Source organism: Flexivirga oryzae, assembly GCF_014190805.1.
Classification (GTDB): Bacteria; Actinomycetota; Actinomycetes; order Actinomycetales; family Dermatophilaceae; genus Flexivirga; species Flexivirga oryzae.
On the sequence record NZ_JACHVQ010000002.1, the window covers coordinates 70705 to 93084 of the forward strand.

The 22380-nt window shown below is 68.3% G+C and carries 21 protein-coding genes; 10 read left to right on the forward strand and 11 right to left on the reverse strand.

The features are described from left to right. Positions 1 to 52: 52 nt before the first annotated feature. Positions 53 to 358, reverse strand: a complete 306-nt coding sequence (locus tag FHU39_RS13345; protein WP_246336568.1) for a DUF4242 domain-containing protein — start codon at positions 356 to 358, stop codon at positions 53 to 55. 98 nt (positions 359 to 456) lie between these two features. Between FHU39_RS13345 and FHU39_RS13350 the strand changes: the two genes are divergently transcribed. Together FHU39_RS13350 and FHU39_RS13355 are read left to right on the forward strand one after the other, a co-directional pair. Beyond that, on the forward strand, positions 457 to 2643 hold the full coding sequence (locus FHU39_RS13350) for a HelD family protein (protein ID WP_246336569.1): 2187 nt from the start codon (positions 457 to 459) through the stop codon (positions 2641 to 2643). Between the two features lie 81 nt (positions 2644 to 2724). After that, positions 2725 to 3033, forward strand: coding sequence for a WXG100 family type VII secretion target (locus FHU39_RS13355; protein WP_183321114.1), 309 nt, complete (start codon positions 2725 to 2727; stop codon positions 3031 to 3033). A gap of 244 nt (positions 3034 to 3277) precedes the next feature. Here FHU39_RS13355 and FHU39_RS13360 read toward each other — a convergent pair whose 3' ends face one another. From FHU39_RS13360 to FHU39_RS13375, 4 genes are all read right to left on the reverse strand, one after another. Further along, positions 3278 to 5293 (reverse strand): oxidoreductase, encoded by a 2016-nt coding sequence (locus tag FHU39_RS13360; RefSeq protein ID WP_183321115.1) that lies wholly within the window; start codon positions 5291 to 5293, stop codon positions 3278 to 3280. Positions 5294 to 5678: 385 nt separating this feature from the next. Next, on the reverse strand, positions 5679 to 7310 hold the full coding sequence (gene groL / locus FHU39_RS13365) for a chaperonin GroEL (RefSeq protein WP_183321116.1): 1632 nt from the start codon (positions 7308 to 7310) through the stop codon (positions 5679 to 5681). Between the two features lie 235 nt (positions 7311 to 7545). Then, positions 7546 to 8079 (reverse strand): ATP-binding protein, encoded by a 534-nt coding sequence (locus FHU39_RS13370; RefSeq protein ID WP_183321117.1) that lies wholly within the window; start codon positions 8077 to 8079, stop codon positions 7546 to 7548. 78 nt (positions 8080 to 8157) lie between these two features. Then, entirely contained in the window at positions 8158 to 8652 is a 495-nt protein-coding gene (locus tag FHU39_RS13375; RefSeq protein ID WP_183321118.1) for a hypothetical protein, read from the reverse strand. Positions 8653 to 8856: 204 nt separating this feature from the next. Between FHU39_RS13375 and FHU39_RS13380 the strand changes: the two genes are divergently transcribed. The 3 genes from FHU39_RS13380 to FHU39_RS13390 are packed head-to-tail and all read left to right on the forward strand — an operon-like array spanning position 8857 to position 11871. Next, on the forward strand, positions 8857 to 9603 hold the full coding sequence (locus FHU39_RS13380) for a glucose 1-dehydrogenase (RefSeq protein WP_183321119.1): 747 nt from the start codon (positions 8857 to 8859) through the stop codon (positions 9601 to 9603). Then, positions 9603 to 10640, forward strand: coding sequence for a phosphotransferase family protein (locus FHU39_RS13385; RefSeq protein ID WP_183321120.1), 1038 nt, complete (start codon positions 9603 to 9605; stop codon positions 10638 to 10640). The genes FHU39_RS13380 and FHU39_RS13385 overlap by 1 nt, the downstream gene beginning before the upstream one ends. Positions 10641 to 10647: 7 nt before the next feature. After that, positions 10648 to 11871: an acyl-CoA dehydrogenase family protein gene (locus FHU39_RS13390; RefSeq protein ID WP_183321121.1), complete on the forward strand. Its 1224-nt coding sequence runs from the start codon at positions 10648 to 10650 to the stop codon at positions 11869 to 11871. A 145-nt stretch (positions 11872 to 12016) separates the two neighbouring features. Here FHU39_RS13390 and FHU39_RS13395 read toward each other — a convergent pair whose 3' ends face one another. After that, the gene (locus FHU39_RS13395) at positions 12017 to 12928 is read right to left on the reverse strand and encodes an IS982 family transposase (protein WP_183321122.1); all 912 of its coding nucleotides are present in this window, start codon (positions 12926 to 12928) and stop codon (positions 12017 to 12019) included. Positions 12929 to 13203: 275 nt separating this feature from the next. Here FHU39_RS13395 and FHU39_RS13405 point away from each other — a divergent pair, with 275 nt between their 5' ends. After that, entirely contained in the window at positions 13204 to 14214 is a 1011-nt protein-coding gene (locus FHU39_RS13405; protein ID WP_183321123.1) for an RNA polymerase sigma-70 factor, read from the forward strand. Between the two features lie 60 nt (positions 14215 to 14274). Here the strand turns inward: FHU39_RS13405 and FHU39_RS13410 are convergent, their stop codons facing one another. Next, positions 14275 to 14580, reverse strand: coding sequence for a DUF3263 domain-containing protein (locus FHU39_RS13410; protein WP_183321124.1), 306 nt, complete (start codon positions 14578 to 14580; stop codon positions 14275 to 14277). 190 nt (positions 14581 to 14770) lie between these two features. On the opposite strand from FHU39_RS13410, the gene FHU39_RS13415 reads away from it, so the two are divergent. From FHU39_RS13415 to FHU39_RS13420, 3 genes are read left to right on the forward strand one after another with little or no spacing between them, the layout of a single operon-like run. Then, positions 14771 to 15307, forward strand: a complete 537-nt coding sequence (locus tag FHU39_RS13415) for an NUDIX domain-containing protein (RefSeq protein ID WP_183321125.1) — start codon at positions 14771 to 14773, stop codon at positions 15305 to 15307. A 3-nt stretch (positions 15308 to 15310) separates the two neighbouring features. Then, on the forward strand, positions 15311 to 15541 hold the full coding sequence (locus FHU39_RS25240) for a FitA-like ribbon-helix-helix domain-containing protein (protein WP_425484786.1): 231 nt from the start codon (positions 15311 to 15313) through the stop codon (positions 15539 to 15541). Beyond that, positions 15447 to 15923 (forward strand): type II toxin-antitoxin system VapC family toxin, encoded by a 477-nt coding sequence (locus FHU39_RS13420; RefSeq protein ID WP_221185528.1) that lies wholly within the window; start codon positions 15447 to 15449, stop codon positions 15921 to 15923. Before FHU39_RS25240 ends, FHU39_RS13420 begins: the two co-directional genes overlap by 95 nt. A gap of 14 nt (positions 15924 to 15937) precedes the next feature. On the opposite strand, the gene FHU39_RS13425 is transcribed toward FHU39_RS13420, so the two are convergent. After that, entirely contained in the window at positions 15938 to 17296 is a 1359-nt protein-coding gene (locus FHU39_RS13425) for an aminotransferase class V-fold PLP-dependent enzyme (protein WP_183321126.1), read from the reverse strand. A gap of 77 nt (positions 17297 to 17373) precedes the next feature. On the opposite strand from FHU39_RS13425, the gene FHU39_RS13430 reads away from it, so the two are divergent. Further along, the gene (locus FHU39_RS13430; RefSeq protein WP_183321127.1) at positions 17374 to 18051 is read left to right on the forward strand and encodes a uracil-DNA glycosylase; all 678 of its coding nucleotides are present in this window, start codon (positions 17374 to 17376) and stop codon (positions 18049 to 18051) included. 139 nt (positions 18052 to 18190) lie between these two features. Here the strand turns inward: FHU39_RS13430 and FHU39_RS13435 are convergent, their stop codons facing one another. From FHU39_RS13435 to FHU39_RS13445, 3 genes are all read right to left on the reverse strand, one after another. Beyond that, positions 18191 to 19267: a beta-eliminating lyase-related protein gene (locus FHU39_RS13435; protein ID WP_183321128.1), complete on the reverse strand. Its 1077-nt coding sequence runs from the start codon at positions 19265 to 19267 to the stop codon at positions 18191 to 18193. Next, positions 19264 to 19962, reverse strand: a complete 699-nt coding sequence (locus FHU39_RS13440; protein WP_183321129.1) for an SDR family NAD(P)-dependent oxidoreductase — start codon at positions 19960 to 19962, stop codon at positions 19264 to 19266. Before FHU39_RS13440 ends, FHU39_RS13435 begins: the two co-directional genes overlap by 4 nt. A 229-nt stretch (positions 19963 to 20191) precedes the next feature. Then, positions 20192 to 22366, reverse strand: a complete 2175-nt coding sequence (locus FHU39_RS13445) for a DUF6421 family protein (RefSeq protein ID WP_183321130.1) — start codon at positions 22364 to 22366, stop codon at positions 20192 to 20194. Positions 22367 to 22380 lie beyond the last annotated feature (14 nt).

Below are 22380 nucleotides of genomic sequence, written 5' to 3' on the forward strand. Positions count from 1 at the left end.
GCCGGATTCACCGCTGACGGCCGAATTCGGCCGTCACTCGTGAATCCGGCCGTCAGTGTTGGTGCAGGGGCTCCAGCGTCGCGTCCGGCAGGATCCGGTCACTCACCTCGACGATCTCGTCGGCGGGTATGCCGGCACGACTCGCGGCCCGCCGGATCGCCTCCGGGGACGGCGCCTCGTAGAGGCAGTAGGTCTTGCGCTTGTCGGCGGACAGGAACGAGTAGAGCCAGCGCACGTCCTCGTCCAGATTGATCCGATTGATCCCGTCAGCGTCCTCGGTGTCCAGCTCCAACGCCTCGGCGAACCGCCGCTCCACCACGAAGATCGGCATGATCGACCCCAATCTCAGACGATCCATCCAGGGTAGCGCCGTAAACCACATGACCTTCCGCGGTCCGGCCGGATACAGTGGCTCCTCCCCCATTTCATCGACCCGCCGGAAGGCGCCACTTCGACATGCCTGGAGCCCATCGAACCGCCACACCCACCTCCACCAGCCCCGACCTCGAACCCGAACGCGCCTACCTCGCAGCCGCCCGCGCCGATCTCGCCCGGATGCGCGAGCGCGCCGAGTCCCTCGATCCCACCCGGGCCAGCGACGGCGACTCGGCATACGAGCTGGCGATCACCCTGGCCCGCCGGGTCGCGTCGCTGCAGGACGACCCGCACACCGCACTCTTCTTCGGGCGTTTGGACTTCGAGCAGCCATCATCAGGAGGTCGGGGTCCCCGCGAAGTATCGGAGGAGCGTGGCGGGGTCCCCGCGGAGTATCGGAGCGAGGAACGAGCGGAGAACTCTGTGGGGTGCCAGAGCGGGGGAGAACTTCGTGGGGTGACTTACATCGGTCGGCGGCACGTGAGCAACGCCGACGGCGACCCGGTGGTGCTGGACTGGCGGGCCCCGGTGTCGACGGCGTTCTACCGGGCCTCACGCACCGAACCGATGGGGGTCGTGCGGCGGCGCCGGTTCGGGGTCGACCACGGTCAGATCACCGCCATCGAGGACGAGAACCTCCTGGCTGCAGAGGATTCCGGCGAACACAGCTCGATCCTCGCCCACGAGATCGAGCGGCCGCGCACCGGGCCGATGCGCGACATCGTCGCCACCATCCAGCCGGAGCAGGACGAGATCGTCCGGTCCGACGTCGAGGTGTCGGCCTGCGTGCAGGGGGCACCGGGCACCGGGAAGACGGCGGTCGGGCTGCACCGTGCGGCATGGCTGCTCTACACCCATCGCGACCGGCTGGACCGTTCCGGAGTGCTCGTCGTCGGCCCGAACCGGGCGTTCCTGGACCACATCAGCGCCGTGCTGCCGGCGCTCGGGGAGATCCGGGTGGAGCACTCGACCGCCGCCGACCTGGTGGCGCACGGACGGGTCCGCGCGGTGGACAGCACGCAGACCGCTGTCCTCAAAGGAGATCCGCGAATGGCGCAGGTGCTCCGCCGGGCGCTGTGGTCACGAGTGGGCCGCGCCGGCGACGCGCTCGTGGTGCCGAGGGGATCACGCAAGTGGCGCATCCCGGCATACGAGGTCCAGGAGATCGTCGAGGAGCTGACGACCCGCGGTGTGCGCTACAACGCGGCCCGCGACATGCTGCCGCGCCGTCTCGCGCACGCCGTGCTGCTGCGCATGGAGCGGGCCGGTGACTCACCGGACGACCGGGTGCAGGAGTCCGTGGCCCGCAGCGCCCCGGTGAAGAAGTACGCAGCGTCGATCTGGCCGGCCGTCGATCCCACCCAGGTGCTCTTCGAGCTGTGGTCCGCACCGGATGCTCTGGCCGCTGCCGCGGAGGATGACCTCACTGCCGATGAGCAGCGAATCCTGCTGTGGGACAAGCCCGCCCGCACCAAGGGCAGCGCGAAGTGGTCGGTCGCGGATCTGACGCTGCTGGACGAGCTGCACGACCTGCTGGGGCGCACCCGCAGCCTCGGGCACGTGATGCTCGACGAGGCGCAGGACCTGTCGCCCATGCAGCTGCGGGCGGTGGGCCGACGGTGCTCAACCGGCTCGGTGACCGTGCTCGGGGACATCGCGCAGGGCACCACGCCGTGGGCGACCGACAGCTGGGCCGAAGCGATGGGACATCTGGGCAAACCCGATCACCACCTGGAGGTGCTGGACCGCGGTTTCCGGGTACCGGCATCGGTGATCGACTTCGCCGCCCGGCTGCTGCCGAGCATGGCACCCGGCCTCGGCGCGCCGGTCAGCGTCCGTGACAACCCCGGTGAGCTGTCGCTCATGCCGGTCGCCGCCGACGCCCGGCTCGAGACCCTGGTGGCGGTCGTGCAGCAGTCCCTTGCCGGCGAGGGGTCGGTGGGGGTGATCGTGCCCGACGCGATCGGTGATGACGTGTCGAAGGCGTTGCGAACAGCGGGCATCGAGCACGGCAGGCTCGACGTCGACACCGGCGACGAAGCGGATCACACGGTGCAGGTGATCCCGGCGACCGTGGCGAAGGGCCTGGAGTTCGACCACGTCGTCGTGCTCGAACCGGCCGAGATCGCCGACGCCGAGCCGGACGCGCGCACCGGTCTGCGCCGCCTGTATGTCGTTCTCACCCGCGCGGTTTCGTCGCTCAGCGTCATACACTCCCGGCCGCTGCCGGCCGAGCTGAGCGACGCCGACCGACCCGCCTGTGGATAACTTCTGCGGGAGATGACCGCACCTGCCTAGCGTCGTCCCATCACGCCCGCATCCGGCGGGCGACTTCACGGGAGGCCAGCCATGCACACACCCACCGACGGCTATTCGGTCAACAGCGCCGATCTCGGCACGCACAGCACCGACATCGCGCAGATGGCCGAGGAGATCGACCTGCTCATGCAGCGGATGAAGGGCAAACTCACCACCCTGCAGGCCAGTTGGACCGGTAAGGGCGCCAACCAGTACGCCGCGCTCAATGCCGAGTGGACCAAGGCGCAGACCAAGGTCCGCACCGCGCTCGGGCAGATCGGCGTCGCGGTCGGCTCCGCCGGCACGGCCTACGCGCAGGTCGAGGCGGACGTCGTCAAGGCGTTCACGACCAGCGCCTGACGGCGCAGGCTACGGCGGGCGGTCAGACCGTGCCGGCCGAAGGACGGACGACAAACATCGGGCGAGCGACGCGATGATGAGGAACGAATCCTCGCGTCAGACCGTGCCGGCCGAAGGACGGACCACGAACATCGGGCGAGCGACGCGATGATGAGGAACGAATCCTCGCGTCAGACCGTGCCGGCCGAAGGACGGACCACGAACATCGGGCGAGCGACGCGATGATGAGGAACGAATCCTCGCGTCAGACCGTTGCCGCCAGCTCGGTCGCCTGCGCGATCGCGCGTTTGGCGTCGAGTTCGGCGGCCACGTCCGCCCCGCCGATCACGTGCCGTCCGGCGTCACCGTCACGCACCAGCTCGCGCACGGACTCCTGACCGGCACAGATGACGATGGTGTCGACCTCCAGGACGCGCGACTGCGGCGTCTGACCGCTCCGGCGCACCGTCAGGTGCAGCCCGGCGTCGTCGATCCGGTCGTACGACGCCGACCCGATCAGCTCGACCTGCGCGTCCTTCAGCGCGGCCCGGTGCACCCACCCGGTGGTCTTGCCCAGGCCCTTGCCGAGCGGCGCCGGTTTGCGCTGGATGAGGTAGACCTGCCGGCGCGGCTCGGCCGGGTGCTTCCGGGTGAGACCGCCGGGCACCTGGGGGTCGTCCGTCACGCCCCACTGGGCCTGCCAGTCCGGCAGCTTCTTGTGCTGGTCCTCCAGGAGGAATTCGCTGACGTCATACCCGATGCCACCGGCGCCGATGACGGCGACGCGGCGGCCGGCCTCGAGCTCGCCGCGCAGCAGCGCGTCATACATGACGACGCTGGGGTGGTCGATGCCCGGGATGTCCGGGACGCGGGGGCGGACACCGGTGGCGACCACGACGTCGTCGAAGCCTTCGAGGTCCTGCTCGCTCGCGCTGGTGTCGAGCCGGACGTCGACGCCGAGCACCTCGAGTCTGCGTTCGTAGTAGCGCAGGGTCTCGGCGAACTCCTCCTTGCCGGGGATCCGCATGGCCAGCCGGAACTGTCCGCCGAGCTGCTCCCCGCGCTCGAAAAGCGTGACGTGGTGGCCACGTTCGGCGCTGGACACGGCCGCTGCCAGGCCCGCTGGCCCGCCTCCGACGACCGCGATGCGCCGCTGCCGCTTCTTCGGGACCGGCAGCAGCACCAGGGAGGTCTCGCGGCCGGCGCGCGGGTTCACCAGGCAGCTGGCCTTCTTGTTGGCGAACGTGTGGTCCAGACAGGCCTGGTTGCAGGCGATGCAGGTGTTGATCTCGTCCGCCCGGTCCTCGCGGACCTTGCGCACGAAGTCGGGGTCGGCGAGCAGCGGCCGCGCCATCTGCACCAGGTCCGCCTGCTCGTGCTCGAGGATCTCCTCGGCCACGTCCGGGGTGTTGATCCGGTTGGAGGCGATGACGGGGATCTCCACCTCGCGCTTGAGCCGTGCCGTCCAGTCGACGAACGCGGCGCGCGGCACCGAGGTGACGATGGTCGGCACCCGCGCCTCGTGCCAGCCGATGCCGGTGCCGAACATCGAGGCACCGGCGTCCTGCAGCTTCCTGGCGAGGGTCACGACCTCGTCCCAGGTCTGGCCGTTCTCCACCAGGTCCAGCAGCGACATCCGGTAGCCGACGACGAAACCGGCACCGACCGCTTCACGGACCCGCCGGACGATCTCGACCGGGAAGCGCATCCGCTTCTCCGCGGTGCCTCCCCAGGCGTCAGTGCGGTCGTTGGTGTGCGCCGCGAGGAACTGGTTGATCAGGTAGCCCTCGGAACCCATGATCTCGATGCCGTCGTACCCGGCCAGTTTCGCCAGCCGCGCCGCCCGCACGAAGGCGTCGACGGTCCGCTCGACGCCCCCGGCCGACAGGGCACGCGGCCGGAACGGCGTGATCGGCGACTTGCGGCCGCTCGCGGAACGGATGAACGGGTGATAGCCGTAACGCCCGGCATGCAGGATCTGCAACAGGATCCGGCCGTCCTGCGCGTGGACCGCGTCGGTAACGGCGCGGTGCTTGTGCGCCGCCCGCCGGGTGGCCATCAGCGACCCGGCCGGCAGCAGCCAGCCCTCGACGTTCGGCGCGAAGCCGCCGGTCACGATCAGCCCGGTGCCGCCCTCGGCACGCTCGGCCAGGTATGCCGCGAGCCGCCCGAAGTCCTTGCTGCGGTCCTCGAAGCCGGTGTGCATCGAGCCCATGGCGACTCGGTTGGCCAGCCGCACCCCGCCGATGTCGATGGGTGCCAGAAGTCGGTCGAATGCCACGGGTATGCCGCCCTTCGCGTGTGGTGTGCGCCGATGTTACCAGCGAGTAGCGTCACGTGCTGCTGGCGGCATACCCGTCCCCACCCGGCGACCGTCGGCACTTCGGGACGCCATTTCTCGCCATACCCGTCCCCACCCGACGACCGTCGGCACTTCGGGACGCCATTTCTCACCACACCCGTCCCCACCCGACGACCGTCGGCACTTCGGGACGCCATTCTCGCCACACCCGTCCCCACCCGGCGACCGTCGGCACTTCGGGACGCCATTTCTCGCCACACCCGTCCCCACCGGACGACCGTCGGCACTTCGGGACGCGCCGGGCGCCATACAGCCGAAAGCGGCCGCCCACCCGATGGGTGAGCGGCCGCTGACGTGAGGTGATTTAGAAGCCCATGTCTCCCATGCCACCGGACGGGTCGGCCGGCATTGCCGGAGCCTTCTCCGGCTTGTCGGCGATGACGGCCTCGGTGGTGAGGAACAGCGCGGCGATCGAGCCGGCGTTCTGCAGCGCCGAACGGGTCACCTTGGTCGGGTCCGGGATGCCGGCCTCGAGCATGTCGACGTACTCACCGGTGGCGGCGTTGAGGCCCTCACCGACGGGCAGCGACCGCACCTTGGCGGCGACGACGCCCGGCTCCAGGCCCGCGTTGGCAGCGATCTGCTTCAGCGGCGCCTCGGAGGCGACCTCGACGATGTTGGCGCCGGTGGCCTCGTCGCCCTCCAGCTTGAGGGAGTCGAAGGCGACCTTGGCGGCCTGGATCAGCGCAACGCCACCGCCGGCGAGGATGCCCTCCTCGACGGAGGCCTTGGCCGCACGCACGGCGTCCTCGATGCGGTGCTTGCGCTCCTTCAGCTCCACCTCGGTGGCAGCACCGACCTTGATGACCGCAACACCGCCGGCCAGCTTGGCCAGGCGCTCCTGCAGCTTCTCGCGGTCGTAGTCGGAGTCGGAGTTCTCGATCTCGGCGCGGATCTGGCTGACGCGACCGGCGATCTGGTCAGCGTCGCCGGCACCCTCGACGATGGTCGTCTCGTCCTTGGTCACGACGACCTTGCGGGCCTTGCCGAGCAGGTCCAGCTCCGCGGTGTCGAGCTTGAGGCCGACCTCCTCGGAGATGACCTGGCCACCGGTCAGGATCGCGATGTCGCCGAGCATGGCCTTGCGACGGTCACCGAAGCCCGGGGCCTTCAGCGCAACCGACTTGAAGGTGCCACGGATCTTGTTGACCACCAGCGTCGACAGGGCCTCGCCCTCGACGTCCTCGGCGATGATGACCAGCGGCTTGCCGGACTGCATGACCTTCTCCAGCAGCGGCAGCAGGTCCTTGATGCTGCCGATCTTGGAGTTGACGATCAGGATGTAGGGGTCCTCCAGGACCGTCTCCATCCGCTCGGTGTCGGTCACGAAGTAACCGGAGATGTAGCCCTTGTCGAAGCGCATACCCTCGGTGAGCTCCAGCTCCAAGCCGAAGGTGTTGCTCTCCTCGACGGTGATGACGCCTTCCTTGCCGACCTTGTCCATGGCCTCGGCGATCAGGTCACCGACGCTGGAGTCGCCACCGGCGGAGATGCCGGCGACCGCGGCGATCTGCTCCTTGGTGTCGATCTCCTTGGACGCCTTGGACAGCTCCTCGGACACGGCAGCCACGGCGGCCTCGATGCCGCGCTTGAGGGCCATCGGGTTGGCGCCGGCGGCAACGTTGCGCAGGCCTTCCTTCACCATGGCCTGGGCCAACACGGTCGCCGTCGTGGTGCCGTCACCGGCCACGTCGTCGGTCTTCTTGGCAACTTCCTTGACGAGCTCGGCGCCGATCTTCTCGTACGGCTCGTCGAGCTCGATCTCCTTGGCGATGCTCACACCGTCGTTGGTGATCGTGGGTGCGCCCCACTTCTTCTCCAGGACGACGTTGCGGCCCTTCGGGCCGAGGGTGACCTTGACGGCGTCGGCGAGGGTGTTCATACCCCGCTCGAGCCCGCGCCGGGCCTCCTCGTCGAATGCAATGGTCTTGGCCATCTGCAGTCCAATCCTCACGTGTTGTTGCGGAGTCAGTCGTATGGCGCCCGCGACGGACGGACCGGGTCTTCGGGAGACTGTCTGAGTCCCGCGAGGACCGGCCCTCGCCATACATCCGAACTATCACTCTTAACAGGAGAGTGCTAAAGCCCATTATTGGCACTCTCCCACTGAGAGTGCAAACGCACCGCCTCACCGTACGGCGAAATCTCACCGTCGCTCGACGAACCCGCCGTCAGTCGGCGAAGCCGGTCGCCGCAAGCACCCGTGCCGCGACCTGCTCGGGCGTCTCGTCCCCGACGTCGATGGTGAGATCGGCCGACGCCGCGTTGTCCAGCAGCCCGTCGAGTTCGGGGGCTCGGCGGATGTGCCAGTCGCGCTCCTCGCCCGGCTCATGCCGGTCGGTCAGCCGCGCGGTCACCACCGACAGCGGTGCCCGGAGCCGGCAGAGCCGCACCGGTTCGCCGAGCGCGTCCTCGTAACGATGGCGATCACGCACCACAACACCGGCAAGCACGAGGTATGTCGCGCCGGCCGTTCGATAATTCGCCGCCACTGCGCGCAGGTTGGCCAGTTCCACCTGCTGCTTGAACGGGTCTCCCGCCGGTGCCGGCCACAGCCGGTGCAGCTCGTCGAGGTCGATGACCGCATGCGACACATCGCGCGCACGCAGCAGGTCCCCGACCGCGTATGCCGTCGTCGTCTTGCCGGCTCCGACCGTCCCGGTGAGATGCAGACAGCGGGGTTGCGCGGGTGAGGCGGAGATCATGGAAGGAGGTTAGACAGATCGCGCGCTCCACCGCGCGATGTGCATAACCGGGACGGAGGGACCGGGGCGGCGGGCCTGTCAGCGCTGCCAGAAGGGATCGTCCTCCACCCGCACGCGGATCCCACGCTCTTCGGCCATCGCTGCCACCTGCTTGCCGAACTGCGCCAGGTGCCGCCCGCAACCGCGACTGGGGACCACCGGATGCTCGCGGCCCGCGACGGTCAGCACCACCGAGCGGGGCCGCCCGGACCCGAACGCCAGGAACGGTGTGAGTTCGACCCTTTCGATCTGCTCCCACGAGAACGAACGCGGGACGAAGTAGCGCCACCGCACCCCCGTCCGATCCCCGCGGGCCCAGCCGGTGACGCCGACCAGCCACACCAGCACCAGCGCCACCGTCCAGATGCCCTGGGAGACGGACGTCACCGGAGAGCTGTGCAGCGCGACCCCCAGCCCGATCCCGAGTCCGACGACCAGCAGCACGGCGAGGGTGAGGACGACCTGGAACGGCTGCCCCTGGGTGAGCCGGGCCCACACCGGGCGACGCAGACGGACAACGGACGGACTGCTCACCTCGACAGCATGCCACCAGGTGTTGCCGCCCGGCGGCTACCCGCCGCGAGCAGCGGGTTCTGCCGGTGATCGGGCGCGCGCGATCGCGGCCGGAGCCGGCCTCCCGGTGGCCCGGAGATTACGTCCCAAACTAGTGACTAAGCGCTTGCTTAGCGCCTACTGTAGTGCGTCAGCCGACCGAAACGACGACAGGAGTCAGCGACAGTGAATGGCCTCACCGGAAAGACCGCGATCGTGACCGGAGCCAGCCGTGGCATCGGCCTCGCCATCGCACAGCGCCTGATCACCGAGGGCGCCAACGTCGTCATCACCGCCCGCAAGCAGGAGGCGCTCGCCGACGCCGCGAATAGCCTCGGTGATCGCGCCGTGTATGTCGCGGGCCGCGCGGACGACGCCGATCACCAGGACGAGGTGATCGCCAAGGCCGTCGACACGTTCGGCAGCGCCGACTTCCTGGTCAACAACACCGGCATCAACCCGGCGTACGGCCCGCTGATGGACATCGACCCGGGCGTCGCGCGCAAGATCATGGATGTCAACGTGATCGCCGCGCTGACGTGGGTGCAGAAGCTGCGTGCCGCCTGGCAGGGCGAGCACGGCGGCGCCATCGTCAACGTCGCCTCCGTCGCCGGCCTGCGTCCCGCACCGGGGATCGCGATGTATGGCGTCAGCAAGGCGGCCGTCATCCACCTGACCGAGGAACTCGCGTGGGAGCTCGGCCCCGACATCCGGGTCAACGCCGTCGCTCCCGCCATCGTCAAGACGAACTTCGCCAAGGCCCTGTATGACGGGCGCGAGGAACAGGTGGCGGCGCAGTACGCGCTGAAACGCCTGGGCGTTCCCGACGACATCGGCAGCGTGGTGGCGTTCCTGCTCTCCGACGACGCCGGCTGGATGACCGGGCAGACGCTCACGGTCGACGGTGGGGTGCTCCTGGGCGGCGGCGTCTGATGACCGAGGATCTGCCCGGACTGGATCTGCAGGCGCTGCAACGGTTCCTGGTCGATGCGTCGCCAGGGCTGCTCGACGGTCCCCTGACGGCGGAGCTGATCGTCGGCGGCAAGTCCAACCTGACCTACATCGTCTCCGACGGCGCGCGCGACGTCGTCGTGCGGCGCCCTCCCCTCGGGCACGTCCTGGCGACCGCGCACGACATGACCCGGGAGCACCGGGTGATGGCCGCACTTGCGGACACCGCGGTGCCGGTCCCCGTGATGTATGCCGCCTGCACGGATCCGGAGGTGCTCGGGGCACCGTTCTACGTCATGGAGCGTGTGGCGGGCACGCCCTATCGATCGGCGGATGAGCTGAACGCCCTTGGGCCGGAACGAGTCCGGGGCATCGCAGATGCAGTGACGGACACCTTGGTGGCATTGCACGCGGTGGACCCGGCAGGTGTCGGGCTGGCCGATTTCGGCAGGCCGGACGGTTACCTGGAGCGGCAGGTGCACCGGTGGCGGCGACAGATGCAGGCCTCGAAATCTCGCGAACTGGCCGGCGAGGAGGAACTGCACCAGCGGCTCGCGGCTGCGATCCCTGCGTCCGGCGGGGCCGCCATCGTCCACGGCGACTTCCGCATGGACAACACCCTGATCGACGACACGGATCACGTGACCGCCGTGCTGGACTGGGAGATGGCGACGCTCGGCGACCCGCTCTCCGACGTCGCGTTGATGCTGGTCTACCAGGCGCTGGTCAACGTTGCGCCGCATGCGGTTTCGACCGTCTCGCAGGCGATCGGGCATCCCACTCGCGAGGAGATCGTGCAGCGCTACAGCGAACGCTCCGGCCGGGACGTCAGCCACCTGGCGTTCCACGAGGCACTCGCCTACTACAAGCTGGCCGCGATCCTGGAAGGCATCTACTTCCGGCACCAGCAGGGCCAGACGGTCGGTGCCGGATTCGAGGACATCGGCGGCTCCACGGAGCCACTGTTGGCGGCAGGCCTTGCCGTCATACAAGACTACGACGCCGCACCGGAAGGCTGACAGAGCAATGGATTTCGAGTTCGACGCGACCACCGAGGACCTCCGCGCGCGGGTGCGCGACTTCCTGGACAGCGAGATCACCCCCGCCGAGCAGGTCTTCGAGGAGCAGCTGGCCGGCTCCGACGACCCATGGGCCTGGAGCAGCGTCCCGGTCCTGCGCGAGCTGAAGGACAAGGCGAAGACGGCCGGCCTGTGGAATCTGTTCCTGCCCGGTGCGAACGGCGCCGGGCTCACCAACCTGCAGTACGCACCGCTGGCGGAGATCACCGGCCGGTCGTTCCTCGCACCGGCGGTGTTCAACTGCTCGGCACCGGACACCGGCAACATGGAGGTGCTGAACGAGTTCGGGAGCCCCGAGCAGCAGGAGCAGTGGCTGAAACCGTTGCTGCGCGGCGAGATCCGCTCCTCGTTCGCGATGACCGAGCCGGATGTCGCCTCGTCCGACGCCACGAACATCTCGACCCGCATCGAGCGGGACGGCGACGATTACGTGATCAACGGCCGCAAGTGGTGGATCACCGGCGCGATGAACCCCGAGGCGAAGATCTTCATCGTCATGGGCAAGACCGACCCGTCCGCCGAGCGGCACCGCCAGCAGTCGCAGATCCTGGTGCCGCGGGACACTCCCGGCCTGGAGATCAAGCGCGGCATGGAGGTCTTCGGGTACGACGACCACGACCACGGCGGCCACGCCGAGCTGGCGTTCCACGACGTGCGCGTCCCGGCGAGCAACCTGATCGCCGGTGAGGGGCTGGGTTTCGCGATCGCACAGGCCCGCCTCGGTCCCGGCCGGATCCACCACTGCATGCGGTCGATCGGTGTGGCGGAGAAGGCGATCGAGCTGATGTGCGCACGCGCCGATGCGCGCACTGCGTTCGGCAAGCCACTGTCGGAGCAGGGCGTCATACGCGACTGGATCGCCGAGGCCAGGGTCCGCGTGGAGCAGCTGCGGCTGCTGGTGCTGAAGACCGCGTGGCTGATGGACACGGTCGGCAACAAGGGCGCACACACGGAGATCCAGGCGATCAAGATCGCGACGCCGCGGACCGTGCAGTGGATCCTGGACCACGCGATCCAGCTGTATGGCGCCGGCGGTCTCTCCCAGGACTTCTCGCTCGCCAAGGCGTATGCCGGCATCCGCACCCTGCGGTTCGCCGACGGACCCGACGAGGTGCACAAGGCGTCGCTGGCGCGGCGCGAGCTGCGCCGGCAGGCGGAGGCCCGCGGCTGAGTTTGCGGGCGGCGCCTCCTCACGCATCGGGTGCGTGACCGTCACCGGGATGTCACAGCGCAACTGCTGGTCTCGTCTCCTGCAGGACGGAGACGAACGAAGGAGCGAAGCGATGCGAGTTTTCCTAGATGAGTAATTCCCGGGGTCAGTGGTCGTATGCGGTTAGGGAGCGTAGGACTGGTGCGCCGATGCGGTCGTTGTGCCAGATGGCTGCGGTCATGGCCAGGAGGCGTTGCCAGATGCGGACGATGACGCCGCTGGTGGAGCGTGCGCCGTGGTCTTCCAGGTTGAGTTGGCCTTTGAGGGTGTCGAAGATGGACTCGATGACTTGACGTAACGGTTTGAAGAATTGGCTGCCGGGGCGGTCGGGTTCTCCCTTGCGGGCCGGCCTGAGCAGTTCGATCCCGGCCCGGGTCAAGTGGTCTTCGAAGTCGGCGCCGAAGTAGTTCTTGTCCCCGATCACGGTGTTTCCGACCGCCAGGTCGGCCAGGGCAGGGTCTGCCAGGATGCCCTGCAAAGCGTGGCGTTCGTCGGCTTTGGCGCCGGTCAAGGCGAACCCGATCGGCAGGCCATGTACGGTGGCCAGCAGATGCAACCGCAAACCCCAGAAGAACCTGGAATGGCTTGCACAGCAACCGTATTCGGCGAATCCGGCCAGGTCGGACCGTTTGGCGGTCTCCCGGGACCGGCCACATTCCACCGGGGTGGAGTCAACCACCCATACGTCATCAGACCAGATGCTGGTGTCGCGGCCCAGGACGCGGATCAGCCACCCGATGGTGGCGCTCAGCTTGCGCAGCCGCTTGTTGTACCCCGGCTGTAACGGCAGGTAGGGGAACAGGTGCCGCAAGTGTGTGGTGGCGAACCGCAGCCAGCGTGCTTCACTGGTGAAACCCAGCAGTGCTTGCATCACCGACAACGTCACCAGCTCGGCATCCGTCAGGTGCACCGGGAACCCTGTGCGGGGCCGTGCCGGAAGCCGATCGGGCGCGTCTTTGAAGAGATCGTCAACGCGCGCATAGAGTGCGGTTGCGAGGGTGTCCAGATCGGCGTCCACGGCGGACCTCCAGGTTCGGTGTTGGTTTACGCAACGCCGAGTCTGGGCACCCTCCACCCGAAACATCACACGCCACACCGAAAACACCAGCCACAGCCAGGAATTACTCATCTAGCCGGCGGAAGCGGCGTCCTGGGGCAGCATCTGGTACCTCAATTGGTCGCCGGTGGGCATCAGGTGACCGCGACGACGACCTCGACGACGAAGTTGGACCTACTGGTCGGCCTGGGAGCGCCGTACAAGTCCTGGCGTGACGGGTTCGTGGAGGAGTTGCGATGACGACACACCGCGGCGCGGACAACCCTCGCGGGTCGCGCAACCCGCGCGGGTCGAGTAGCCGGAGGAGCGCAGCGGAGGAGGCGTATCGAGACCCTGCCGAGGCGTTCGAGGACCTGCGCCCCCTGCTCTTCTCGATCGCCTACCGCATCACCAGCAGCGTCACCGAGAGCGAGGACGTGGTGCAGGACTCGTGGCTGCGCTTCGAACAGGTCGCGGACCGGGTCGAGTCACCCAAGGCGTTCCTGTCGACCGTCGTCACCCGCCTGGCCATCGACACGTTGCGTTCGGCCCGTGTCCGCCGCGAGACGTATGTCGGTGAGTGGTTCCCCGAGCCGTTGCTGGCCGACCCCTACGAGGACCCGGCGCGTGCCGCGGAGCTGGCGGACTCGGTGTCGATGGCGGCGCTGTTGCTCCTGGAGCGGCTGTCACCGCTGGAGCGCGCGGTCTTCGTACTTCGGGAGGTGTTCGGCTTCGGCTTCGCCGATGTTGCCGCGGCAGTGGGCCGCAGCGAGGACGCGTGCCGGCAACTGGCCAGCCGTGCACGGCGGCACATGGCGGCCGGCCGGGCACGGTTCGCGGTCGACCGTGCGGAGCGTGACCAGCTGGCCGACCGTTTCTTCGACGCGTTCCGCGGCGGCGACGTCGACACCCTGCGCGAGCTGCTCGCCGCCGACGTGCAGCTGGTCAGCGACAGCGGGGACCACGCTCCGCGCTGGGGTGACGGCATCTTCGGTGCCGAGAAGGTGGCTCGCGTGGTCGTGGCGCTGATCGGAGCGTTCCGGCAGATCGGCGGCACCGTCGAGGTGCATCAGCTCAACGGGGAGCCGGGCGCGATCTTCCGCGACCGGGACGGACTGGTCGTCAACACCTGGACGCTGGACATCCGCGAGGGTCAGGTGCAGGCGATCCGCACCGTCCTCAACCCCGACAAGCTCGCGCACGTCGGACCGGTCGCGGACGCCTGGGCGGTGTTACGCGAGGCGTTCGGCTCTCGTGGGCGGCCATGAGACGGCGCCCCTGAGCCGGTCGGGCCGCCCAGCTGCCGGATACAAGTCCGCCGAGCGGGCTCAATCCAGGTCGAAGCCGAGCCGGCGTGCGGTGCGCTGCCGCATCCGACCGGCCCGCAGCCGCTGCAGCCGCTTCACGAGCATCGGGTCGAACTTCAGCGCGGCCGGGGTGTCGATCACCGCGTTGAGCACCTGGTAGTAGCGGGTCGAACTCATGTTGAACGTCTCGCGGATCGCCTGCTCCTTGGCGCCCTGGAGCTTCCACCAGTTGCGCTCGAAGGCCAGGATCGAGGCGTCCCGCTCGCTTAGCTCACCGTCGCCCGACGGCATCACCTGCTGCGCGGCAGCCGTGGTGCGCTCGCCCATAGATGCGGTCCTTTCCGGTCGCGAGCCGATCTCCGTCACCGATGATAGGCGGTAAATCACATGCGTGTCATTCCGGCAAGCACCACGCCCGGCATGTCGTGACAGATGTGACTCGTGTGGTTGGAGATCTGCGTCGCGGGGACCTCAACGCGTCGGCCCGCTACACGCGGAAACGACATATGCTCCCCACGTGAGCCCGCTGAGTCTCGATGACGTGCGCGCCTGGTACGCGCAGCAATCTACGGCAATGCTGGTGGCTGACGCCCTGGTCACGGACGAAGCGGGCCGCGTCCTCCTGCTGCAGCCCGCTTACAAGACAGGGTGGCTGCGTCCGGGTGGCGTCGTTGAGCGGGACGAAGCGCCGCATGATGCCGCTGCCCGGGAACTGCGCGAGGAGACCGGATTGCAACGTACATCCGGCGCTCTGCTGGCAACCGAATGGTGCCGAATGTTCGACCAAGGCGACCTCCCACTCGTCGGGTTCACCTTCGACTTCGGAACCGTCTCATCGAAGGAGCCGCTGGTACTCCAAACGAGTGAGATCAGCGACAGTGGCTTCTTCACCCCCGCACAAGCGGAACGACGGGTCGCGCCATACGACCTATCCCGGCTCAGGGCCGCCGTGGCGGCCCGTTCCTCTGGGATCGCAACATACCTGTCTGACGGACGGATCCTCGACGGCCGACGAACACGTGGAGCCAGATTGGAGCCAAAGCGTCTAGAATGAGGCATGCCGAATATTCAGGTGAAGAACGTTCCGGAAGAGACCTGGCTGACGCTCCGCAGACGCGCCTCCGAGTCCGGCCGTTCGCTCCAGGAGTACCTGCGCCGTCGGCTGATCGAAGACGCGTCGACACCGACCATGGATGAAGTTCTCGACCGTATTGGCAGCCACAGCGGCGGGGAGCTGGGGCCCGACGACGCAGTCGCTGAGCTACGGGCGTCGCGTGCTGGTCGTTGACGCCAGTGCGCTGTCGGTTGCCCTCGCCGACGACACCTCAATCGGGGATTCCGCACGCGGGCGGCTACGAGGACAGGCATTGCGCGCGCCGGCACTCATCGACGTCGAGGTGCTCTCCGTGCTCCGAGGTCGGGTGCTGGGCCGCAAGCTGACCACAAACCGCGCGCGCACCGCCGTGCACGACCTTCGAGCCATGCGATTCCCACGCGCTCCGCACCAACCGTTCGCAGAGCGCATCTGGGAGTTGCGGGACAACGTCTCGGCATACGACGCTGCATATGTGGCTCTGGCCGAGCTACTCGAGGCGCCTCTGCTCACCGCGGATCGGAAGCTCTCTCGCGCATCCGGTCCTCGATGCCACTTCGAACTTCTCGAGAGCTGAGCCGACGACCCCGATCAGACCATCGAGTCCAGGATCGCGACGATGTCTTCCCGCGACGTCTTCGGGTTGACGATCGCGAATCGGGCGATGGTCTCCCCCGCGTGCGCGCTCGGCACCACGAAGCCCTCCTGCCGTTCCAGCAGTCCGTCGGACCACGTCTGGTAGTCGGCCGGCGTCCAGCCAAGCCGCCGGAACGCGACGACGGACAGGTCCGGCTCCCGGACCAGTTCGAACTCGGGCCGGGCGTTGATCTGTTCCGCGGCGAACCGTGCGATGTCCAGGGTGTGCTCGATCGCCTCGGTGTAGGCGTCGGTGCCGTTGGCCACCAAGGAGAACCAGAAGGGCAGGCCGCGCGCCCGGCGGGTCAGCCCGACCGAGTAGTCGGTCGGGTTCCAGTCGGGTGCCTCGTTCAGGACGTCGAGGTATGACGCGTGCTGCGTGTGCGCGGCACGTGCCAGCGCGGGCTCGCGGTAGAGCAGGGCGCAGCAGTCGAACGGCGCGAAGAGCCACTTGTGCGGGTCGACGATGAACGAGTCGCACTGCTCGACGCCCTTGTAGCGGTCGCGCACGCTGGGTGCTGCGAGACCGGCCCCGCCATACGCGCCGTCGACGTGGAACCAGATCCCGAACTCCCGGCACACCGCGGCCACCGACTCCAGGTCGTCGATGACGCCGAGGTTCGTGGTGCCGGCGGTCGCGACGACCGCGAAGAAGGTCTCCGGCCCCTCCCGCAGCAGTGCCGCCCGCAGCGCGTCGCCGGTGAGCCGCAGCCGATCGTCGACCGGCACGGCGACGAGTTCGGCATCCATGACCTCGCAGGCCGACGCGATGGACGAATGCGAACCCTCGGTGGCGGCGACGCGAAACGGCCTGGTGCCGTTACGTGTCCGCGCCGCGTTCGCGCGCGCGGTCACCCGCGCGGCCACCAGTGCCGAGAGGTTCCCGATGGTGCCGCCCTGCACGAATCCGCCGCCGGCGCCCTCCGGCAGGCCGGCGAGGTCGGCGATCCAGCGCAGCGCCTGGTTCTCGGCATACACCGCACCGGCGCCCTCGAGCCAGGAACCGGCGTAGATGGAGGACGCGCCGACCACGAGGTCGAACATCGCCGCCTCGCGGGTGGGTGCGCACGGGATGAACGACAAGTAGCGCGGGTGGTCGATGGACAGGCACGCCAGCGCGAGCTCGTCCTCGAAGAGTCGCAGCGCCGCTTGGCCGCCGATACCCTTCGGCGAGATCGCCCCGCCCGCAACGGCATCCAGCTCCTCGACGGTTCGGCTGAAGTCCAGCGGCACGGGGTCGAGCTTCAGACGATCTGCGGCGTACTTCAGGATGGCGTGGCCGAGCTGCTCGGTCTCCTCGGTGTAACGGTGCACCCGCCGAGTCTAGATACCCCCGCGAAGTTCTGCTCCTCCACTTCGCGGACTGCATCCGCTTCGTTAGGTTGAGCGGTATGGCGGTCCGTCCCCTCGCTGAACTCGTGCATCCCTCCTGGCTGCCGGTGCTCGAACCGGTCGCCGACAAAGTCACCGAGTGTGGGGAGTTCCTGCGCGCGGAAATCGCTGCGGGGCGCGGCTATCTGCCCAGCGGTGACAAGGTGCTGCGGGCGTTCGAGCGCCCGCTGGACGACGTGCGGGTGCTGATCGTCGGCCAGGACCCCTACCCGACGCCGGGGCACCCGATCGGGCTGTCCTTCGCCGTGGCGCCCGATGTCACTCCCCTTCCGGCGAGCCTGCGCAACATCTATCAGGAGCTCGTGAACGACATCGGCTGCCCGCCGCCGACCAACGGCGACCTGTCGCCTTGGGCGGACCGTGGCGTGCTGTTGCTCAACAGGGTGCTCACCGTGCGGCCCTCCGCGCCGAAGAGTCACCACGGCAAGGGCTGGGAGCACGTGACGGCGGCCGCCATCACCGGCCTGGTCGCCGGTGGTGGACCGCTGGCCGCGATCCTCTGGGGTAACGACGCCCGGGGACTGGTGCCGCACCTGGGGCAGGTCCCCTACCTCACCAGCGCGCACCCGTCGCCGCTGTCGGCATACCGCGGCTTCTTCGGCTCGCGCCCGTTCAGCAAGGTGAACCAGCTGCTGGCCGACCAGGGCGCCGACCCGATCGACTGGTCCCTCCCCTGACCACCCCCGAACCCCGCCGACAGGCCCACAAACGACCGACAGGCCCACAAATACCCCCGTTCAGAGGCGTTTCGCGACGGTATTACTGGGCCTCTGGGTCGTAGGTGGGCCTGTCGGTGAGAGGGGTATGGCGTCAGCGTCAGGCGGCCAGCTCGGCGCGGATGGCGGCGATGAACGCATCGACATCGGCCTCGGTGGTGTCGAAGGAGCACATCCAGCGCACCTGGCCGGCCGACTCGTCCCAGAAGTAGAAGCGGAACTTCTCCATCAACCGCTCGGACACCTCAGACGGCAGGATCGGGAAGACACCGTTGGCCTGCACCGGCAACGGGATCGTCAGGCCCGGCAGGTCGCGGACACCCTCGACGAGCCGCCTGGCCATCGCGTTGGCATGGCCGGCGTTGCGCAGGTACAGATCGTCGGTCAGCAGCGCGATCAACTGCGCGGAGATGAAGCGCATCTTCGAAGCCAGCTGCATGGACTGCTTGCGCAGGAACTTCATCTTCATCGCGGGCACTGCTGTGGTGTTCAGCACCAGCACCGCTTCGCCGCCGAGCAGGCCGTTCTTGGTGCCGCCGAACGAGACGATGTCCACGCCGGTGTCGGTGATCATCTCGCGGAACGAAACCCCAAGTGTGGCAGCGGCATTCGACAACCGCGAACCGTCCACGTGCAGCACCATGTCGTGTGCGTGGACGTGCTCGGCGATGGCCCGGATCTCCTCGACCGTGTATGCCGTGCCGAGTTCGGTGGTCTGGGTGATCGACACGACCCGCGGCTGCGCGTGGTGTTCGTCGCCCCGGCCGAGCGGCACGGTCGCGATGAGTTCCGGCGTCAGCTTGCCGTCCGGGGTCGCGACCGTGAGCAGCTTCAAACCGCCCATGCGCTCCGGCGCCGCACACTCATCGACGTGGATGTGCGCCGTGCTGGTGCAGATGACGGCGTCCCAGCGCTCGGTGACCGACTGCAACGACACGACGTTCGCGCCGGTGCCGTTGAACACCGGGAACGCCTGCACGCCGTCGCCGAAGTGTGCGGCGAAGACCTCTTGCAGGTGCTCGGTGTAGACGTCCTCGCCGTACGACACCTGATGGCCGCCGTTGGCGCGCACGATTGCCGCCAGCACCTCCGGGTGCACCCCGGAGTAGTTGTCGCTGGCGAAGCCACGGACCGACGGGTCGTGCAGGGGCGAGGGGAAGCTGGCCGAGTCACTCACCGGGTAATCGTCTCAATCAGGCCGTTGACCTCCGCGGCGGGCCGGTCGTAGAGACCGACCAGCCAGTCGGCGATCTTCGCCACGGGCGTGAACTTCTTGTAACCGTCGGGCTTCTCGTCCTGCATCTGCGGGGTGACGAGCGCCATGATGCGGCCGATCGTGGCGGCAGCATTGGACTCCTTGAACGAGTCGGCCACCGCGAGCAGCCACATCTCGGCGCCCGCCTTCGCCGTCAGGTATGCCGCATTGGTCGCGCGCGGACTCGCCAGCCCCGTCGAGGAGACGATCGCGATCCGGCCGTGCGGTGACTGCAGGAGCGGGTCGTGCAACGCCCTCGTCGTGTGCTGCAACGTGCGGATCAGGTTGACCTGCAGGAAGTCCCAGTCGGCCAGGTCGCTCTCGACGATGCCCTTGCCGCCGCGCCAGCCACCGACCAGGTGCATCAGCCCGTCGACGCGGCCGTGCTCGGCGAGCAAGCCCTGCGCCCACTCCTGCGTCGCCCGCTCGTCATTGAGGTCGACGACCGACGGGACGATGTGCTCCGGGTCGAGTGCCACCACAGCGGCCAGCCGGCCGGCGTCCCGGCCGGCCGCGACGACCGTGGCCCCGGCCGCGGCGAATGCCGCGGCCGTTGGCCGGCCCTGGTCTCCGGCGGCACCAGTGACGACGACAACCGATCCGCTCAAGTCACTCACGCGACAGTCCTCCTGCGCTGGTCGAGCGTTGTCCTGAGTAGTCCGCGAGGAACGAGCGGACGTAACGAAGGGTAGGCCGAGGCGCAAGCCGAGGCCGTATCGAGACCGATCATGCCGCCTGCGCTGGTCGAGTAGGCCGAGGCGCAAGCCGAGGCCGTATCGAGACCGATCATGCCGCGTGCGCTGGTCGAGTAGGCCGAGGCGCAAGCCGAGGCCGTATCGAGACCGATCATGCCGCGTCGGGAGTCGACGCGGTGATGCCCGAGGTCGACTCGATGACCGTCTTCATCTTCTTGCGCAGCGCCTCGTAGAAGACGTTGAGCGGGAACTCGTCGGGCTGGACGAGGTTGACCAGTTCCTTGATCGGGCCGTCCAGCGGCAACGCCTGTGCACCCTTGGCCCAGGTCGACGCGGGGCTGGGGGCGACGTACGCGCTGACGAACTCGTATGCCGCGATCCAGTGACCGACCTTCGAGCGATCGATGCCGCTGCGGTAGAGCTCTTCGACGCGCTCGCACAGCTCCACGACCACCTCGGGGACCCGGCGCCAGTCGAAGGACAGCCGGTTGTCGGTCCAGTTCAGGGCACCCGACTTGTGCAGGTAGGCGAACATCAGCTGACCGCCGAGTCCGTCGTAGTTACGCACCCGCTCGCCGGTGATCGGGAACCGGAAGAGCCGGTCGAAAAGGATTGCCAGCTGGACGGATCGGGCATACGGCTGGCCTTCGGCCTCCAGTTTGACCGCCTGCCGGAAGGTGTTGAGGTCGCAGCGCAGCTCCTCCAGCGCGTACATCCAGAACGGCATCCGCTGCTTGATCATGAACGGGTCGAACGGCAGGTCACCGTGACTGTGCGTGCGGTCGTGGATCATGTCCCACATCGCGAAGGTCGACTGCGCCAGCTCCTGCGAGGCGACCAGCCGCTCGGCGTCCGGCGGCAGTTGCAGGGACAGCAGCTCGGCGGCCGCCGAGACGACCCGACGGAAGCGAGCACCTTCACGATCGCAGAAGATCGCGCCCCAGCTGAACTTCGGAACCTCGCGCACCGCAACGGTCTCCGGGAACAGCACCGCGGAGTTGGTGTCGTAGCCGGGCGTGAAGTCGATGAAGTTGACCGCCAGGAACATCTTGTTGTCGTAGGTCTCCTCGACCTTCGCCAGCCAGTCGGGCCACTGCACCGACAGCAGCAGCGCCTCGAAGACCCGGTCGAGGTTGCCGTTCTGGGTGTACATCGGGAACACCACCAGGTGCTCGATGCCGTCCTCGCGACACAGGTCCGGGCGGAACTTCATCAGCGAGTCGAGGAAGTCGGGCTTGGCGAAACCGGACTCGACCCACTTGTCCAGGTCGACCGGCAACTCTGCCAGGTAGTCGGCATCGTGCGGGAATCGCGGTGCCAGTGCTGCGATCTGGGTCTTCATCTGCTCGACCAGCTCGGCCGCGCGTGCGTGATCCCCGACCGCGCGTGCGTGATCCCCGACTGCGCGCGCGTGATCTCCCTCCGCGCTCCCAGAGCTTGTCGAAGGGATCGAGCCGTCCTTGACCTGCATCAGCCGCAGTTCCTCGACGGCCTCCTTGAGCGCGCGCCACTCGGGGCTGCGCTCGACACCCGAACCGATCGAGGTGACGGTCGCGGCGGGCTTGCGGGCCGCGGCCGCCCAGGTCACCAGGTTGGTCCAGAAGCGTCGGTGGTCCAGCTCGTCGATCGAGTCGTCGCCGACCAGGTCGGAGTCGGCCAGCACGACCACGCGGCCGGCGCCGTACGGCAGTGCCACGGCGAGCGGCTCACGGGCGGGGTATGCCGTGCCACTCGTCCGGGCGAGCACCTGCGCGGCGGGTGCACCAGAGATGTCGATGATGCCGGCGCGGTAGAAGCACAGCTCGTCGACCCCGGCCAGCAACCCCTGGCCGAGACCGCCCTCGACCTCGGCGAGCACCCAGGTCGCGTTGTTGTGGAAGCGGCGGCCGCCTTCGAGCGATTCGTGGACGGTCGTGCTGGTCACGTGCAACCCGAACCGGGCGAGCAGCTCCTGCACGTTGTTGCCGTAGGTGTCCTGGTCGCACTCGGCGAGGACGACGAGGCCGCCGCCCTGCTCGACGAAGTCGACGATGGTGTCGATCTCCGACGTGGCGAGCACGGGCGGCAGGTCACCGGTGACCTTCTCCGCCTGGGCGTCGGACGGGTGGTCGATGACCAGCACGTCAGCACCGTCGAGAGCCGACGCGTCGAGCGTGCCGGATTCGTGACCGATGACGTCGAAGCCCTTGGCACGCAACGAGTCCGCGGCCTTCTCCAGCGAGGAGTCCGCCGGGTTGGCTGGGTTCATCGTCGCCGCGGTGTCGCGGCGCAGGGCCCAGGCACTGCTGTGGGCCTGTTCGACGACCACCTTCGGGAAGACGCTCATTTCAGTCACATCCT